This window comes from Corallincola luteus (genome assembly GCF_004336975.1).
GTDB classification, from domain to species: Bacteria; Pseudomonadota; Gammaproteobacteria; order Enterobacterales; family Neiellaceae; genus Corallincola; species Corallincola holothuriorum.
Genome location: NZ_SJXE01000006.1, coordinates 41,595 through 58,314 on the forward strand (window position 1 = coordinate 41,595; position 16,720 = coordinate 58,314).

The following is a 16,720-nucleotide window of genomic DNA, read 5'->3' on the forward strand; positions in this document are numbered from 1 at the left end:
CTATTCCACTATGGCGCAAGGAAGAGAGCCGACGAGCCCTGGGGCGTTACAACCCCTGTAGTCTGGCGTAGGCCACCACCAACCATTTACTGCCAGCATCGTCAAAATTAACCTGCACCCGGCTTTGCTCACCCACACCTTCGTAATTCAGCACGGTACCATCACCGAATTTCGGGTGTGCTACCCGCTGGCCTAAATGCAATCCACTTTCAGCAAACTGTGCCGGCGCTTGGCTAAAACGGTTAGGCTGCTGCACAGGCGCACTAACCACCTGCGAGCGAATACGGATCTGCTGTTGATACTTCTCCGGGATCTCTCGCAAAAAGCGGGAAGGGCGTTGATAATTCTCCCGGCCATAGATGCGTCGACTTTCAGCGTGACAGATATAAAGCTGCTGCATAGCACGGGTCATACCGACGTAGCAGAGGCGGCGCTCCTCTTCCAGACGCCCCGGCTCCTCGGAAGACATCTGACTGGGGAACATCCCCTCTTCAACCCCCCCCATAAACACCAGTGGGAATTCGAGACCTTTGGCACTGTGCAGCGTCATCAGCTGCACAGCATCGTCAAATTCATCAGCTTGGGAATCACCCGCTTCCAGCGCAGCATGGGAAAGGAAGGCGTCCAGCGGCAGCATCGACTCGGCATCTTCCGGTGGCACAAAGCCGCGGGTGGCCGAAACTAACTCTTTCAGGTTCTCCACCCGTGTTTCCGCCTTCTCACCTTTTTCCGCCTGATACATCGCCATCAAACCTGAGCCATGGATCACCCGCTCAGTTTGACTGTGCAGGGGCAAATCATCAACGGTGTCATCCAGCTGTTGCAGCAAAGCGAGAAAGCCTTCCACCGCTTTCGCGGCACGACCGGCTAATCCCGTTTTCGCCAACAGGCTTTGGGCTGCCTGCCAAAGGGTACTGCCTTCGTCGCGCGCATGACTGCGCAAAATGCCTAGAGTGCGATCACCGATGCCACGGGTTGGCGTATTCACCACCCGTTCAAACGCGGCATCGTCATCCCGATTACTGATTAAGCGCAGGTAGGCCAACGCATCCTTGATCTCTTGCCGTTCAAAGAAGCGCTGACCACCGTATATACGATAGGGCAACTGCGCTTGTAGCAGAGCCTCTTCCAGTACCCGAGACTGGGCATTGCTACGATACAAGATAGCCGCGTCATTCAAGGCATTACCGTCGTCCAACCACTGCTTGATCTGCCCGGCGATAAACCGCGCTTCATCCAGTTCATTAAAGGCGGCATACACAGAGATGGGCGCCCCCTCTTTACCATCGGTCCATAGATCTTTACCCAAGCGCCCAGCGTTATTAGAAATAAGGGCGTTGGCAGCATTGAGAATGGTCGCCGTGGAACGGTAATTTTGCTCCAACCGCACGGTATCAGCGGTAGGGAAGTCCTGCAGAAATTGCTGAATATTTTCCACTTTGGCACCGCGCCAACCGTAGATCGACTGATCATCATCACCAACAATCATCAGGTTGCCTTGACTGCCAGCCAATAGGCGCAACCACGCATACTGAATGCCATTAGTATCCTGGAACTCATCCACCAGAATATTGCCAAAGCGCTGCTGGTAATGGCGTAACAGATGTTCGTTGTCCCGCAACAGCTCATGGGCGCGCAATAGAAGTTCAGCAAAGTCGACCAGCCCCGCCAAGTCACAGGCTTGCTGATAGGCTCGATAAATATCCAGCTGCACCCGCGCCTGCGGATCATTGAAATGATCAATATGCTCTGGCCTTAAGCCTTCATCTTTCTGGCCATTGATATACCAGCATGCTTGCCGCGGTGGCCACTGCTTTTCATCCAGGTTCATCGCCCGGATCACTCGTTTAACCATCCGCAGCTGATCTTCAGCATCAAGGATCTGAAACCCTTCCGGCAGCTTGGCATCACGGTAATGGGCACGCAACAAGCGATGCGCCAAGCCATGGAAGGTCCCTATCCACATACTGCGGACATTACTACCAAGCAATCTTTCCACCCGCCCGCGCATCTCTGCAGCGGCTTTATTGGTAAAGGTCACCGCCAGAATAGCGTGGGGAGAGAGCTGTTCCACCTGCATTAGCCAGGCGATACGATGCACCAGTACCCGAGTTTTACCGGAGCCAGCTCCTGCCAACACCAATTTGCTGCAGGGGGCGGCACTAACCACTTGTCGCTGATGCTCATTCAGGCCATCGAGCAGGTGAGAAACATCCATCAATACACTCTTGGAGATAATTTGAAGGCAGTATTATAGCAACCGATAGAGAGCGGCTAAATCAGAGAATTCAAAGGTCGGCAGCGAACATGTCGTGGTTTCATATAGTAGCTCCGTTTGCTGCAGGTTAAACCAGCCACTTTGCCATCCAGCCATATGGGCACCATGAACGTCTGCATGCAGGTTATCACCTATATGCAGAAGCTGACGGGGCTTAAGCTTCAACCGCCGTTCGGCTTCGCGAAACAAACAGTGGGAGGGCTTCATTGGCCAACCTTCACCAGCAAACAACGCCAAATCAAAATACTCAGCCAAGCCGATCGCTTCCAAGCTGACATTGCCGTTACTGATCGCCACCAAAGGATAGCGTTCGGCCAGTTGCGCCAGAAGTTGATGTACTTCATCGGCGATGACGACACGATTGCGCAACAGTAAAAAATGCTCAAAGGCATCATGGCTCAAGCGCCGGGCATCGCGGCGATTCACACCCACCGCCAGTGCCATCTCGCGGATTGCCCAACGGCGTAAGCGACTGACATCATGTTGCAAGAACGGATAATGTTTAACCAGTTGATGACGCTTCGCCAACCATTGCTCGCGGCGGTACTGCTGCCATTGCGGTACCTGCTGTTGCAAAAATTCCCAAGTACCTTGCTCTGCGGCGAGGATCACCGGCACATTATCATAGAGCGTATCATCGAGATCGAAGCTGATCGCATCTGCTGCATGATAGCTTCGATAACAGCGCCAGTGCGGGATCATGTCAGCTTACTCCTTACGCTTAGCTCGCGGATGGGCTTTATCATAGACCTCTGCCAGATGATTAAAATCTAGATGGGTATATACCTGTGTGGTGCTCAGGTTGGCATGCCCTAGCAACTCTTGCACTGCCCGCAGATCACCTGATGATTCCAACATATGGGTAGCAAAGGAGTGCCGTAACTTGTGAGGATGGACGTTGTCACCCAGCCCCTGGATCTTGGCCCAAAGTTTTAACCGCGCCTCGACGCTACGGGGGGACATGCGCTGGCGTCGCTGACTAACAAACAGCGCCGATTCATCAGCGGGGGCTAACTCTCCCCGCACTTTTATCCAAGCTTTGATCGCATCACGGGCTTGCTTGCCAAAGGGCACGATGCGGGTTTTATTACCTTTACCTGTGACCCTCACTTCCTGCTCTCGCAGATCCACCATCACCATATCCAGTGACACTAGTTCGGCTAGACGCAAGCCACTGGCATAAAACAGCTCAAAAATCGCCTTATCCCGCAATGCGAGCGGATCGTCATCCTGAATATCGAGCAGCTGATTTAGCTCATCGACATCCATATTTTTTGGTAGTGGTTTAGCTTGCTTTGGCGCTTGCACGCCATCCGCCGGATTAGATTGAAGGACCCCTTCTCGGAGCAAGAAACGGCAGAAGCTACGTAGAGCCGACAGCCGCAAGTTAAGCGATGAGGCAGCCAGCCCTTGAAAACTTAATTCACTAATATACTCGCGGATATAACTCGGTTTAAGCGCCTGCCAATCAGGCAGATGCTCAGCCATCTCAATACTGAAGTGATTCAAAGTACGCTGATAGTTTTTGCAGGTATGGGGCGAGGACACACGTTCATAACGCAGATAGTCGAGAAAGCGCTGGATCCAATGCTCCAGCGCAGCAGCCGGTTTGCTACTCATCAGCCGTAAGCAGACGAGGCAGCAGCGTCGATAACAGCGCCCGCAATTGATCCACCAATAACGAGTCCATGTCTGGCTCAAAATGGTGAGCATCATGACTGCCAATGGCTAAAATACCGTGCGCCTCTCCCGGCTCACCGATCAGCAACAATGCGGCCGATTCGACCGTTTTCTCACCAAACAGCAACCACTGCTCCTGCTGTCCCAAACGACCAAAGTAGCAGCTGCCACCGCCAAGGCGACGAGTAAGTACCTGCTCAGCGTCATCACGGATCAAGGTCAACTGGCGGTCGCCGGCATAGTCAAACAAGCGCAGGGCCACCACGGGCAATCCCAGCTGTTCTGCCAAATGTTGTTGCAACAGCTTTTGCACCTCACTGATCTGATGACAACTCAACAGATCGGTATATAGCTGACTATAAACGCGGAAAATCTTTTCGTTGCGCGATGCCATCGACATCAGCTCAGTGATCTCCTCTTTCAACTGCTGGTTCTGCTGCCGCAATACAGTGAGCTGACGCTCGGTCAAAGAGATGGTGCCACGCTCAGCGTGGGGTAAACGCAACTCACTGAGAAGTTCAGGATGTTGAGCGAAAAAATCGGGATGCTGGGCCAAATACTCGGAAACCCGGATATCGTCCAGCTCTGCCAATACTACTTCTTCGCTAGATTGTTCACTCATAAGTTAATCTGTCCATCAAATACAAACTCCGCCGGTCCCGTCATACGTAACGGATTGCCCGGGCCTTGCCAGCGGATCACCAGACTGCCACCAGGCAGATCGACCTGCACTCTTTCGGCCAGTTTCCCCTGCTGATAGCCCACAGCAACCGCGCCACAAGCCCCGGTGCCACAGGCCAGGGTTTCGCCTACGCCACGTTCAAATACCCGCAATTTAATATGCTCACGGGAGACAATCTGCATAAAACCGACATTAGCGCCCTCAGGAAAGCGTTCATGCTGCTCCAGCAAAGGGCCCAAGCCTTCAACATCAGCGCTGGCCACATCATCCACTTCCAACACACAGTGGGGATTGCCCATGGAGACAGCGCCAAAAAACACCGTTCTATCGCCGACACGCTCAAGGTAGGTCTTTTCTTGTTTATTGGCACGCAACGGCACTTTCGAGGGTTCGAACTCTGGCACCCCCATATTAACGGTGACACCGCCTTCACGCTCGATCTGCAATACGATCTTGCCTGATTTAGTCGTCACCCCGATACGCTGCTTGTTGGTCAGCCCTTTGGAGCGTACAAAGCGAGCGAAACAGCGGGCACCGTTACCGCACTGCTCAACCTCACTACCATCGGCATTAAAGATGCGGTAGTGAAAATCAAGCTCAGGATCGTACGGCGGCTCCACCACCAGTAGCTGGTCAAAACCGATACCAAAATTGCGATCCGCTAATTTCCGGATCTGTTCTTTGGAAAGAAACACGTTCTGAGTAACGCTGTCGATGACGACGAAATCATTACCTAAACCATGCATTTTGGAAAAATTAACCAGCATCCACTCGTATCCGCAATATTCTGTACGCTATTCGCAGGCTCGAAGATATAACGAGCACCGACAAATTGAAAAGACTAAATTAGCCAAGCCACAGCCAGACTAGGGCAACAACGCTTCCCCTTGCCACAACGAAGCTTGGGTTTCCCGCGCACGGATCAGATGCGCCTGTTCACCATCAACCATCACTTCGGCAGCACGAGGTCGAGAGTTATAGTTTGAGCTCATGGTAAAGCCGTAAGCCCCCGCTGAGCGCACCGCCAAGAGGTCTCCTGGCTGCAGCGCAAGCGCACGATCTTTGCCAAGGAAATCTCCGGTCTCACAGATCGGACCAACAATATCGTAAACCGCTTCCGGCTCATCCAGTCGTGGCACCACTGGCACAATCGCCTGCCAAGCACTGTAGAGCGCAGGGCGGATAAGATCATTCATCGCCGCATCAACAATGGCGAAGTTTTTCTCATCACCGGGCTTAATGAACTCGACCTTGGTGAGTAACAAGCCAGCATTGGCCATAATTGCCCGACCCGGCTCAAACAACAGGGTCAATTCAGGACGGTCAGCGACCCGCTCACGTAAGGCTTTCGCATACACTTCCGGATGCGGCGGTGTCTCATCGTCATAGGTCACCCCTAAACCACCACCAACATCCAGATGACGGATCTCAATACCTTGCTCAGCCAGCTTGTCGACCAGAGTCAGCACCCGATCGAGTGCATCAATAAACGGCGACAGCTCTGTCAACTGCGAACCAATATGGCAATCCACTCCCACCACATTCAAATGGCTCAAACTGGCGGCTTTCTGGTAGATCTCCGGAGCCTGCTCAATGGCGATACCAAACTTGTTCTGTTTTAACCCGGTAGAAATATAGGGATGGGTTTTCGCATCGACATCTGGATTAACCCGGATAGATACCGGGGCACGCACGCCCATAGATTCAGCCACATGGTTTAGGCGATCAAGTTCCTGACTGCTTTCTACATTAAAGCAGTGGATCCCCAACTCCAGGGCGTAAGCCATCTCTTGTTCGGTTTTCGCCACACCGGAGAAAACCACTTTCGAAGGGTCGCCACCCGCTTGTACCACTCGCGCTAGCTCTCCAGCCGATACGATGTCGAACCCAGCTCCCAAGCGCGCCAATACATTCAGGACGGCAATATTTGAGTTCGCTTTCACCGCATAGCAGACCAGATGAGGGTGATCACCAGCAGCGGTTTCAAACGCTTGAAAATGACGTTCAATCGTTGCTCGAGAGTAAACATACAGCGGCGTACCAAAGCGTGACGCCAAGTCAGTCACAGGATTTTGTTCGGCAAACAGTTGGCCGTCCTGATAATTAAAATGGTCCAAATGCGTATTCCTTATCAATCAACAGGCACAGCTTCTACTTCATCAACTGCGGATGGCGCAGCTACTTGTTCGGTTTTTTCAGGGTCAGGCGCTTTCTCTGGCAGATAAAGCGTTCCCTTATTGCCGCAACCCGCGGCAAGTAGCAAAGCACACGCCAGTAGTAAGCCTATTTTCTTTTCCATCATGGCAGTCGGTGATCTGAATCAAAATGACCTCTATAATCGCACCCATACGGATAAAAGCAAAGCGGACCAAGAATGAACGATAGCCAATATCACCAATTAGCCGATCAACAGATGAGCGCCATTGAACAAGCAATCGATGACGCCGGTGCCGATATCGATTATGAAAGCCAAGGTGGGATCCTGACACTGGAGTTCGAAAATCGCAGTAAAATTATTATTAACAAGCAAGCACCACTGCATCAGTTATGGCTAGCAACCAAGTTTGGTGGCTATCACTACAACTATGTTGATGGTCAGTGGATAGATGATCGCAGCGGTGATGAATTTACTACTGTATTAAGCAGCGCCATCAAACAACAAAGTGGCGAAGAGGTCTCTTTCTAATGGCCGATAGCAGCTTAGAGCCACTCGATTATATTGAACTGAACCCAAAACAGGAAGCAGATGGCTGCGTGATCTGGCTGCATGGCTTGGGTGACTCCGGTGATGGCTTTGCTGGTGTCCCCCCTTATCTGGATCTAGCGGAAAATCATCGTATTCGCTTTATCTTTCCCCACGCCCCTGTGCGCCCAGTGACCATTAATAACGGTATGGCGATGCGCGCATGGTACGACATCAAAAGCATGGATCTGGAGGGCAGAGCACCGCTGGATGAGGTGCTGGTGTCGTGCCAGCAGGTCACCGCACTGATAGAGCAACAAATCGCTAAAGGGATCCCGTCATCTAGGATCTTATTGGCAGGCTTCTCTCAAGGAGGCGTTATCGCACTGCATCTCGCGGTCAGATATGCGCAGCCATTGGCAGGGTTGGTAGCATTATCAACCTATCTGTGTCAGCCCAGCTTGATGGCGGGGCAGGCCAGCCCGGAAAATCGCCAACTAGCGATCTTTTTTGGTCACGGCACACAAGATGAGGTGGTGCCTTATGCGGCCGGTAAAGCCGCCGTCGAGACTTTAACAGCAAATGGTTTTAACGTGGCGTTCAATACCTATCCGCTCGCCCACACAGTGGATCTTAATGAGCTTAAGGAGATCGGTGGGTTTATTCAGAAACAGCTGCCACCACTCAACGGCTGAGCGAAAATAGCAACAACAGGGGATTTAATACTGAAGGGTCAGACCGCTTGCGGTACTGGCTCGGCAGCGACACTTTGACGGCATGAACGGTACGGCTGCACCTGCACTTCATCACTCCCCGTACTAACAATGTCGTAAAACTGTGGCAGATTAAAGTTTACCTGCTCCGCACTGCACGCCTGCTCCGAAGAGGTGAAGAAACGATTCACACTCTGCACGAGATCTTCCCGACTACCGTTGTAGTCACCATAGGCCTCGACACGATTGTTCTCATCAACCACGTAGATATTCAGCTGATCAGCCAACTGTTCAAAGAAGTACTGGACTAAGCCTTCACTGGCATTGGCTTCCACCACTTTTGGCACCATCAGCTCGCCACTGTCATCAAACTGCACTGCCGCATGTTCGCGCTTACATTTTGAGATATGACGGTACAGGTCCACAGAATTATCGATCTGCTGACTGCTGACCTCTTTTGCCGAGAAGGTCAATCCATACTTGTCGCGGCCAATAGGAACCACCATCAGGTGAGGGCGGTGACAATCGCGATGCAGACGATGCTCTATCGACTCTTGCAGCAAACCTTGCACGCGACGACGTATCTGACTGGAAAACTGCTCGCTGTAGCAGAACAGGTCGATCTGTGTCGGCGGGCTGGCATGTTTACTCATCTTATTGGTGATCGCTTTAATGCCATCCAATAGCGCTTGCTCACCACTAAAGCTGGTTACATGCAGCTCATTCCAGCTATTCAAATAAAGCAGATCAATACTTGTCACCAAGCATTGCTGCTCAGGGCCAAATTTCAATACATCATGGCTACTGACATCGAAATCGATCACGCGGTCGCGCCAACGTACCGTTGGATCGGCAACCAAGTTGATGAATACCGCTAACTGACCAATCTGACTAGGTCGCGACAACGCTTGCTTGTCCACCGCCGGACGCCGTACCGGAAAACAATTGCGTAGATCACTGCTGCATTGTTGCAGCGTCCGCAGATCCAGCGCGCTACACTGGCGATAGAGATAAAGCTCGCTGTCGTTCGTCATCACGCCATTAAAATGCGCCCAACTCATGACCTTCAGCAGTGAATCGGCATGCTTTTGTGGCTTGGCCCCGATCAATTTTGAGGTTTCCAAAGGGCGCTTATACAGATACCAACCGGCATCAACTTTACGCCCTTCCGGTACCTCAATCAGGGTAATTTCCGGCTCATGGAGATCAGGAGATATCTGCGGATTGATCAGGTTAATTTTCGAGGGCAAGCTTTCAAATGCGGAGTAGAGTTTGCGTGACAAGATAGAGATATCTTCGGGATTAATCGCATCAGAGAGATCGTTGTCACGGGCAAACTGAATTAGTTTGCGGAAACTAAGTAGCTGCGTATCCAGCAACTCAGTGTACGCCACACGCACCTGTTCCACTTTCCAGTGGCTGCGATTATCTAGATGACGAAGTTTTTCCTGATCCCAGCCCCAGCTATCTACCAGTTCACGGATCGCTTGCCGTCGCCACTCACCCTCATGGCGATCCGGAGAACTCAGTTTTTCATGGGTTTTCAAATAGAAGCAGCGACGTGCCAGATCTAGGCGCTGCATATCGCCCTGACTCTCAAGATAGTCAGTAACCTTTAACAACATGCGATAATAAGGATCTAACAGCAGCGGATCGTCACAGCCCTCATGGAGAATACGCTTCAGTTCCACGCAAAGCAGCTTACTGTGCGGGTATTCGTGGGAATACGCCTCCATCAGCAAAGTTTTGATCACGGCTTTGTAGGGAGAGTCGATCCCCTTATAAAGCTGCCAAAGCGTCGCACCAAAATACTCTTCAGCCGGAACACCACTGAAACCGCCCATATCCAGCCATTCGCTCTTATCCACTTCTCCACTTTCATAAAAGCCTTCTACAACTTCGTTGTAGTTCGCTTCCTGATCGGCAGGGATCAATGACCAAACAAGGTGACGCCCGGCAATACGGACTGCACTGCGGTAAAATTCATCTAACAGCAACCAGTGCTGCGCACTACCGCAGTTATCTTCACTGAGCACCTGATTGTGACCACTACGGAACTGCTCGGGGTTCACTAGGAAGAAGTTGGCTTCAACACCCATGGTTGCAGCCCAAGCGGTAAGTTGCTCACACTTCAGGCGCAGGGATTCAAGTACGGCCGGTGCTAAATGGCAATGATGGCACACCCAGATATCCAGATCGCTTTCACTGCACTGACCGATAGAAGCGGTCGAGCCCATGCAGTAGAGGCCAATAATATCGGTCTGCTGAGGGCTCGGTAGTTGCTCAATTCCAGCACCGCCCATATTGCGGATCAGCTCTTCGGTTAACGAAAGCTGCTGATTACTGGGTTCAAAATTGGCAATACCTGACGGCGTATCGAGGGAAACAAAGCCGGGCAGTTCAGGATGATTGAAGTGGAACAGGGTAGGTAACAGGCGGAAAACACGACGCCCCACAGTGGTCAGACCAGCTTCCGCACGGCTGAGACGAAGCTGGTTGTAATTGACAACCCGCTGCTTCACTCTCGTTAACTGTGCAATCTGCAAATCAACCGACCTCTGCAACCTGTTAAATAATTGTTATTGGTGAACCACATTGCACCAGGCAAACGGCGTGATCAAGGCGGTATTTTCTGTTGGTATTGTGAGCAGCATAACAGTACTCAATTGCTCAGTAAACCAACAACCCTATTTGTTGTAAGCGTTTTTGGGTATATTCCTTTATCTATTAACAAGCGATCAACATTAATCCATGCCCGCAACACTCAATATCAAAGTTAATATCACGCCACCAGAACCAAGCGCACAGATCGAGCATCAGTGGCATTGGCGGCGTATCAGCGGCCTGATTTTGGTTTTGGCTTGTGCCTCCAGCCTGTTGTTTTACTTTGTTTTTTCAGATGAAAAAGCGAACGAAAACCTAGCTACCGAAGCCGCTGTCGTTGTGGCAAATGACGTAGATAAAACGCAGCCTGTCGCCGCCGCACTGCCCATTACAACAGAACGGCTAGCTGCTGAAGTGCAACCACAGACGCCTGCCGCTGAGGCAGCAAAGTTACCCAAGCCAGCAGCAGACGAAACAGCAGAGATCGACGTCGAACACCCACCCGTAGCCTTACCAAGTGAACCGGCAGCGGCAAACAGCGCGCCGTTACAAATACCACCAGCAACAGTCGAGGAGACGCCGGCAGCTGAGCAGATGATGCCCCTTGAACAGGAGGCAGCATCAGAGCCAGCCGTACCCACTGACACTATCGGCATGGCGCTGCTACAACCAAACCTGGTGGAACGCCACACACTCACCACCGCCATTGTTCAGAAAGAGCCACAAGACAAACTGCCCGCAGGCAGCATCGTCACAGGGGGGGAGCTACAAACCCTGTACTACTTTACCGAGCTCTCTGGGTTAGCAGGAAAAACCGTGCATCATCGCTGGCTCTACAATGAACGAGTGATCGCTGATATCTCACTGCCTGTGGGCAGTGATCGCTGGCGTACCTATTCAAGTAAGCGTATCTCTGCCAGTTTGCCGGGACAATGGCGGGTAGAACTACGTGGCCCAAGCCAAGAATTATTGGCCTATTACGACTTCTATCGCCAACCTTAAACGACCTGGCAACGCGTAGTGCGGATCGAATAACTCTGTTTAAAAACAAACAGCAAGTAGCCACGATGACCTGACCATAACAGCATGGTAGGATGAGTTTATCTATCGATATTGATCCGCTGTTATGACTCACACCATCCGCATTGCAACACGAAAAAGTCCACTGGCCATGTGGCAAGCCGAATTTGTCGCAGCCAGCTTGCAGGCTGCTCATCCGGATCTCACCATCGAACTGGTACCTATGAGCACCAAAGGCGATAAGATCCTTGATACACCACTGGCGAAAGTCGGTGGCAAAGGTCTGTTCGTTAAAGAGCTGGAAGTCGCTATGCTTGAGGGCCGTGCCGATATCGCCGTGCACTCAATGAAAGATGTGCCCGTCGACTTTCCCGAAGGTTTGCTGCTCCACACCATCTGCGAACGGGAAGATCCCCGCGATGCCTTTGTCAGTAATCACTTCGCCAGTATCGACGAGCTGCCAGCAGGATCCGTGGTTGGCACCTCAAGCCTCCGTCGCCAGTGTCAATTGCGCAGCAAGCGCCCAGATCTGGTGATCAAAGATCTACGGGGCAATGTAAATACCCGCTTAGCCAAGCTGGATGCTGGCGAATATGACGCCATCATTCTGGCTACCGCAGGCTTATTACGTTTAGAGATGCCGCAGCGTATCCGAGCCAAACTCAGCCCCGAGCAGATCTTGCCCGCCGTCGGCCAGGGCGCCGTCGGTATTGAGTGTCGTGCCGATGATCTGCAAACACAAAGCCTACTGGCAGCGTTGCAGCATGAAGCCACCACGGCAAGAGTGACGACAGAGCGCGCGATGAACCTGAGATTGCAAGGCGGTTGCCAGGTGCCGATCGGCAGCTATGCCGAGATCGTCGACCAGCAACTTTGGTTACGCGGTCTTGTCGGCCACCCAGACGGCTCAGTGATGTACACGGCTGAAGCCAGAGCGCCGATTGCAGATGCCGTCAGCTTAGGTCATCAGGTCGCCGATGACCTGCTGGCGCAAGGGGCTGATAAAGTACTGGCTGAGGTATACAACGACGCATGAGTGCTCCCGCTGGGATCCGAATGCTTATCACCCGACCGCAAGGGCGAGGAGAAGCGCTGCAAGCTAAAGTTGCAGCGCTTGGTTGTCAGTGCGAACTATTACCCCTGCAACAGATCCAGCCCGGCCCAGATATTAAAAATGCAGCGCAGCAACTCGCCAAACTCTGTGCCGACGACAAGGTGATAGCCACCAGTCAATATGCTTTGTTCGCCTTGGCTGACACCGTAACCCACTGGCCATCCAGCGAAACGATTGCCATAGGTAATGCCACAGCCACTCACTGGCAGGCTCTGGGAGTGAACGCCACCGTGCCCCAGCATGCAGACAGTGAAGGCATACTGATGCTGCCGTCGCTGCAGCCCAACGCTATCGCGGCTAAGCAAGTCGTCATCCTCAAAGGCGTAGGCGGGCGCACACTGCTAGAAGACGAATTAGCACAACGCGGTGCCGTTGTGCACAGTTTTGACCTCTACCGACGCCAGCCCCATGGCAACACCTCACGCTTGGCCGATATCTTAAAACAGAAAAGAATCAACACGCTATTAGCCACCAGCGCTGAGCTGGTCGAGTTAATCGACCAGGTAATCCCAGATAACTCAGCACAGAAACAAGCACTTACCCTACTAGTGCCGAGTAAACGCGTGAAAGAGATCGCACAATCGCTTAATTTTACTAATATTATCAATACTCAAGGCGCAAGTGATGATGCCGTCATCAGGGTATTGTCAGAAATGACCAACACAGGTAACGCCAATGGCTGAACAAGAGAATAATAAAAACATTCAACCCGACGCAGACACCTCATCCGCCAAGGCCGAATCAACGACGCCTTCACCGGCCAAAACAGAGCCGCAGCCTAAGGCTGCCGCGGTCAGCAAAGCGGCTACCAATTCGCCGGCCAAGAGCCGACTCGCACAGCTGGCATTGCTACTGTCAGTGATCGCTATCGCCCTGCTACTGTTTATCAGCTATCACCTGTATCAACGAGGGCACGACGCCGGTACTGATATCGCGGAACTCAAATCAAAAGCACTACAACAGCAACTGCAGCTAGATAAGATGCAGCCCCTCAACCAACTGTCCGCCAAAATCGGAGCATTAAAGCTGGATTGGGATGGCCGTTTTGAACGCCAATCGGTAGAGATGGATCGCCTCAGTAATACCTTATTGTCATTGGCAAGCCGTCAACCAAGTGATTGGCTGCTGGCAGAAACCAACTATCTGGTGCGCCTGGCGGGCCATAAACTGTGGTTAGAGCACGATGTCACCACGTCTCTGATGTTGTTACGGGAAGCGGATCAACGCCTAGCTGAATTGCAAGATCCCAGCTTAATCCCGCTGCGCGCAGATTTAGCCAAAGATATGGCAGCACTTAAAGCATTGCCGGATCTTGATCGCAGTGAGATAGCCTTGACCTTGAGTGCACTCACCAGTCAAGTGACTGAACTGCCTCTGAAAGGGGTTGTTCTTCCTGATCTAGATGAGGCCATAGCAGAAAACCGCCTCAGTCACTCACCTGAAGACTGGAAAGATAACCTAATCAAAACCTGGCATTCATTTGCAGATGATTTCATTACCATACGCAAACGCACGGACGATGTGGAACCGCTACTCGCACCGGATCAACGCTGGTATCTGCAGGAAAACCTGCGTGCCAAGCTGATGCTGGCGCAGCTTGCCCTGTTTCGCGAGCAGCAAGGTGTCTATCAAGACGCCCTAGCTACCGCCCATGAATGGATCAATACCTACTTCATCGATGACTCCGACTTAGGTAAGTCGATGCAGGCAGAGCTTCTGGCATTGCAAAAGCACAATATCGAGCCCAGCTATCCAGAAGACTTTATGGTTCGCCAACCTCTGGAGCGGATCTTGGAAAAACGCCTGAAGTCACTACTGCAGAGCGACGCGCCTGTACAGCAAGACAAAGCCGTCGCCATGGAGCCACCACCCGTAGCCGTCAAGCCAACCGACGAAGCTGCGCCAGAAGAGTCCCCAGAAGCGCAAGCACAGCCTCAGCAGGAGATACCAGCCAGCGAGGTACCGGCAGCTGACAGCGCAGATAAGGGCGAGCAGATATGAGCAAGCTGATCATTCTTATTGTCATTGCCGCAGCAGGGCTCATCCTGGGACCAGGGCTGGCTGGAAATAAGGGCTACGTGCTGTTCGCCCTAGGGCATACCACCATCGAAATGACGGCTGTGACGTTTAGCCTGTTATTAACCGTCGCGCTACTCAGTATCTGGCTGATTGAATGGCTGCTGAAGCGCACGATCAACGCTACCCGCCAAGCCCGTGAATTGATCTCCGGGCGCCGCCGACGTCAATCCCGTCAGTTTACCCGCAGTGGCCTGCTCGCCTTGATGAGCGGCGAATGGGCTAACGCCGAAAAACTGATGACCAAAGGCGCCAAAGGGGCTGCGCTGCCTGTCATTAACTATCTCGGTGCCGCAGAAGCCGCGCAGGCACAAAATTTAGTTGAGCGACGCGACGAATACCTTAAATTGGCACATAGAAAGCAGGGAGACAACCCGTTAGCCGTGGCTTTAACGCAGGCGAGGTTGCAGATCCAACAGGGTCAAAAAGAGCAGGCCTTAGCCACATTAAGCAGTATTCAGCGCGAGTACCCAGATAGCCCCCACGCTGTCATGTTATTAAAGGATCTGTATCTACAGCTGGAAGATTGGGCGAACTTGCTGGATCTATTGACACCGTTACGACAATCAAAGCGTATGCCTAGTGCTGAGCTCGATGCCCTAGAACGACAGGCACAGCAGGGTTACTTTGCTCAGCTCGGTTCTCATCAGAGTGGGCAAGGGTTGCAGGAACATTGGCAAAGCCTATCACGCAAGCTGCGCCACGATCCCACCATTACCGCCAGTTATGTCAGCCAAATGCTGCGCTGCGGCGAAGATGATGAAGTGCAGCCCATACTGATAAAGGCACTGCGCAAGCAGGTCGATGGCGCACTACTGGATCTGGTGGTCAAACTAAAAGCGGAGCCCGAAGCTCTGTTACTGGAAGCAAAGCATTGGCTAAAGGGTCAAACGGAGAATCCCCACTTGCTGGCAACACTGGGTCAACTCAGCCTAAAAGCGAAACGCCTGGAAGACGCAAAAACCTACCTTGAGAAATCGCTAAGGCTGGCACCATCGACAACCGCCCATGTGGCACTGGCAGAGGTGCATGCGGCCAGTAATAACCCCGACCAAGCGCTGAAACATTATCGCCAAAGCAGTTTAGATCTAACCTAGGCAAATGAGTGAATAGATAACAGATACAGGCCAACAGAAAGTTGGCCTGAGGTATGTGCTAGATAAACGCGTAGGCGTCACCGTATAGATGATCAGGATGCAGCCCTTGACGGGCAAATGCGGCTCGCACAACACCGGCCATCTCAAATGGACCGGCCACATACACATCGTAACTGTCCAGGCTGACAAAATCCTCCAACACAGCTTCATGCACCTTGCCCTGCTTTCCCTGCCAACCCGATGGCGGGTTCTCTAACACCGGAATAAAGTGGAAATGCGGAGTTTGCTGCGCCCATTGCTGTGCTAACGGTGCCAAGTACAAAGAGCGCCGATCACGACCGCCCCAATAAAGATAAACCGGTTGTGATAGAGGCTGTTTCAGCAGTTCGCCAACAATAGAACGGGCATATGAGAAACCCGTGCCGCCGATCACCAAAATGATAGGACGTGCCAATGGTTGTCGCAGTTGCGCATCCCCCAACGGCAACTCCACCTGAATATCACGATTAACCTGCAGGAAGTGGATCACCTCCATCGCCTTGCCATCGCGGGTAGACGCGCCGATATGCAGCTCGATCACATTGTCACCGGGAACCGATGCAATAGAGAACGGGCGCTTGTCCCGCTCAGTAATGCATAACTGCAGATACTGACCTGCGGCAAACTCAACCGGCGTTTGGCAACGCAACTTCACCCGATAGACAAACTCGGTCAACGGCGTAACTGTCTCTACCTTACACTGCAGGATCTGCGACACTTTTTGAAACTCCTCA

Annotated in this window: 16 protein-coding genes; 7 read left to right on the forward strand and 9 right to left on the reverse strand. The window is 52.3% G+C overall.

What is annotated here, in order from left to right:
* Nucleotides 1-46: 46 nt before the first annotated feature.
* From uvrD to lptM, 7 genes are all read right to left on the reverse strand, one after another.
* Nucleotides 47-2,218 carry a DNA helicase II gene (uvrD, locus tag EZV61_RS12530; RefSeq protein WP_131416005.1) on the reverse strand — a complete coding sequence of 724 codons (2,172 nt, stop codon included), beginning with the start codon at nt 2,216-2,218 and terminating at the stop codon, nt 47-49.
* A 33-nt stretch (nt 2,219-2,251) separates the two neighbouring features.
* Nucleotides 2,252-2,980, reverse strand: coding sequence for an HAD-IA family hydrolase (locus EZV61_RS12535; RefSeq protein ID WP_131416007.1), 729 nt, complete (start codon nt 2,978-2,980; stop codon nt 2,252-2,254).
* Between the two features lie 6 nt (nt 2,981-2,986).
* Entirely contained in the window at nt 2,987-3,898 is a 912-nt protein-coding gene (gene xerC / locus EZV61_RS12540; RefSeq protein ID WP_114339368.1) for a tyrosine recombinase XerC, read from the reverse strand.
* Nucleotides 3,891-4,580, reverse strand: coding sequence for a DUF484 family protein (locus EZV61_RS12545; protein WP_114339367.1), 690 nt, complete (start codon nt 4,578-4,580; stop codon nt 3,891-3,893). The genes xerC and EZV61_RS12545 overlap by 8 nt, the downstream gene beginning before the upstream one ends.
* Nucleotides 4,577-5,407 (reverse strand): diaminopimelate epimerase, encoded by an 831-nt coding sequence (gene dapF / locus EZV61_RS12550; RefSeq protein WP_131416009.1) that lies wholly within the window; start codon nt 5,405-5,407, stop codon nt 4,577-4,579. Before dapF ends, EZV61_RS12545 begins: the two co-directional genes overlap by 4 nt.
* 99 nt (nt 5,408-5,506) lie before the next feature.
* Nucleotides 5,507-6,757 (reverse strand): diaminopimelate decarboxylase, encoded by a 1,251-nt coding sequence (lysA, locus tag EZV61_RS12555; RefSeq protein ID WP_114339365.1) that lies wholly within the window; start codon nt 6,755-6,757, stop codon nt 5,507-5,509.
* A gap of 14 nt (nt 6,758-6,771) precedes the next feature.
* Nucleotides 6,772-6,939: an LPS translocon maturation chaperone LptM gene (gene lptM / locus EZV61_RS19540; RefSeq protein WP_205695382.1), complete on the reverse strand. Its 168-nt coding sequence runs from the start codon at nt 6,937-6,939 to the stop codon at nt 6,772-6,774.
* Between the two features lie 75 nt (nt 6,940-7,014).
* Between lptM and cyaY the strand changes: the two genes are divergently transcribed.
* Nucleotides 7,015-7,326 (forward strand): iron donor protein CyaY, encoded by a 312-nt coding sequence (gene cyaY / locus EZV61_RS12565; RefSeq protein ID WP_114339363.1) that lies wholly within the window; start codon nt 7,015-7,017, stop codon nt 7,324-7,326.
* Nucleotides 7,326-8,018, forward strand: a complete 693-nt coding sequence (locus EZV61_RS12570) for an alpha/beta hydrolase (protein WP_131416011.1) — start codon at nt 7,326-7,328, stop codon at nt 8,016-8,018. Before cyaY ends, EZV61_RS12570 begins: the two co-directional genes overlap by 1 nt.
* Before the next feature lie 38 nt (nt 8,019-8,056).
* Here EZV61_RS12570 and EZV61_RS12575 read toward each other — a convergent pair whose 3' ends face one another.
* Nucleotides 8,057-10,582: a class I adenylate cyclase gene (locus tag EZV61_RS12575; protein WP_165569602.1), complete on the reverse strand. Its 2,526-nt coding sequence runs from the start codon at nt 10,580-10,582 to the stop codon at nt 8,057-8,059.
* 205 nt (nt 10,583-10,787) lie between these two features.
* On the opposite strand from EZV61_RS12575, the gene EZV61_RS12580 reads away from it, so the two are divergent.
* The 5 genes from EZV61_RS12580 to EZV61_RS12600 all read left to right on the forward strand — a co-directional run bounded on the left by EZV61_RS12580 (nt 10,788) and on the right by EZV61_RS12600 (nt 15,947).
* A complete protein-coding gene (locus tag EZV61_RS12580; protein WP_131416015.1) occupies nt 10,788-11,642 on the forward strand; it encodes a DUF2914 domain-containing protein in 855 nt (284 codons plus the stop codon).
* A 124-nt stretch (nt 11,643-11,766) separates the two neighbouring features.
* Nucleotides 11,767-12,696 (forward strand): hydroxymethylbilane synthase, encoded by a 930-nt coding sequence (gene hemC, locus EZV61_RS12585; protein ID WP_114339359.1) that lies wholly within the window; start codon nt 11,767-11,769, stop codon nt 12,694-12,696.
* Nucleotides 12,693-13,457 carry a uroporphyrinogen-III synthase gene (locus EZV61_RS12590; protein WP_131416017.1) on the forward strand — a complete coding sequence of 255 codons (765 nt, stop codon included), beginning with the start codon at nt 12,693-12,695 and terminating at the stop codon, nt 13,455-13,457. Before hemC ends, EZV61_RS12590 begins: the two co-directional genes overlap by 4 nt.
* The gene (locus tag EZV61_RS12595) at nt 13,450-14,775 is read left to right on the forward strand and encodes a uroporphyrinogen-III C-methyltransferase (protein WP_131416019.1); all 1,326 of its coding nucleotides are present in this window, start codon (nt 13,450-13,452) and stop codon (nt 14,773-14,775) included. The genes EZV61_RS12590 and EZV61_RS12595 overlap by 8 nt, the downstream gene beginning before the upstream one ends.
* Entirely contained in the window at nt 14,772-15,947 is a 1,176-nt protein-coding gene (locus tag EZV61_RS12600; protein ID WP_131416021.1) for a heme biosynthesis HemY N-terminal domain-containing protein, read from the forward strand. The genes EZV61_RS12595 and EZV61_RS12600 overlap by 4 nt, the downstream gene beginning before the upstream one ends.
* Nucleotides 15,948-16,005: 58 nt before the next feature.
* Here EZV61_RS12600 and fre read toward each other — a convergent pair whose 3' ends face one another.
* Nucleotides 16,006-16,704 (reverse strand): NAD(P)H-flavin reductase, encoded by a 699-nt coding sequence (fre, locus tag EZV61_RS12605; RefSeq protein ID WP_199405260.1) that lies wholly within the window; start codon nt 16,702-16,704, stop codon nt 16,006-16,008.
* Nucleotides 16,705-16,720 lie beyond the last annotated feature (16 nt).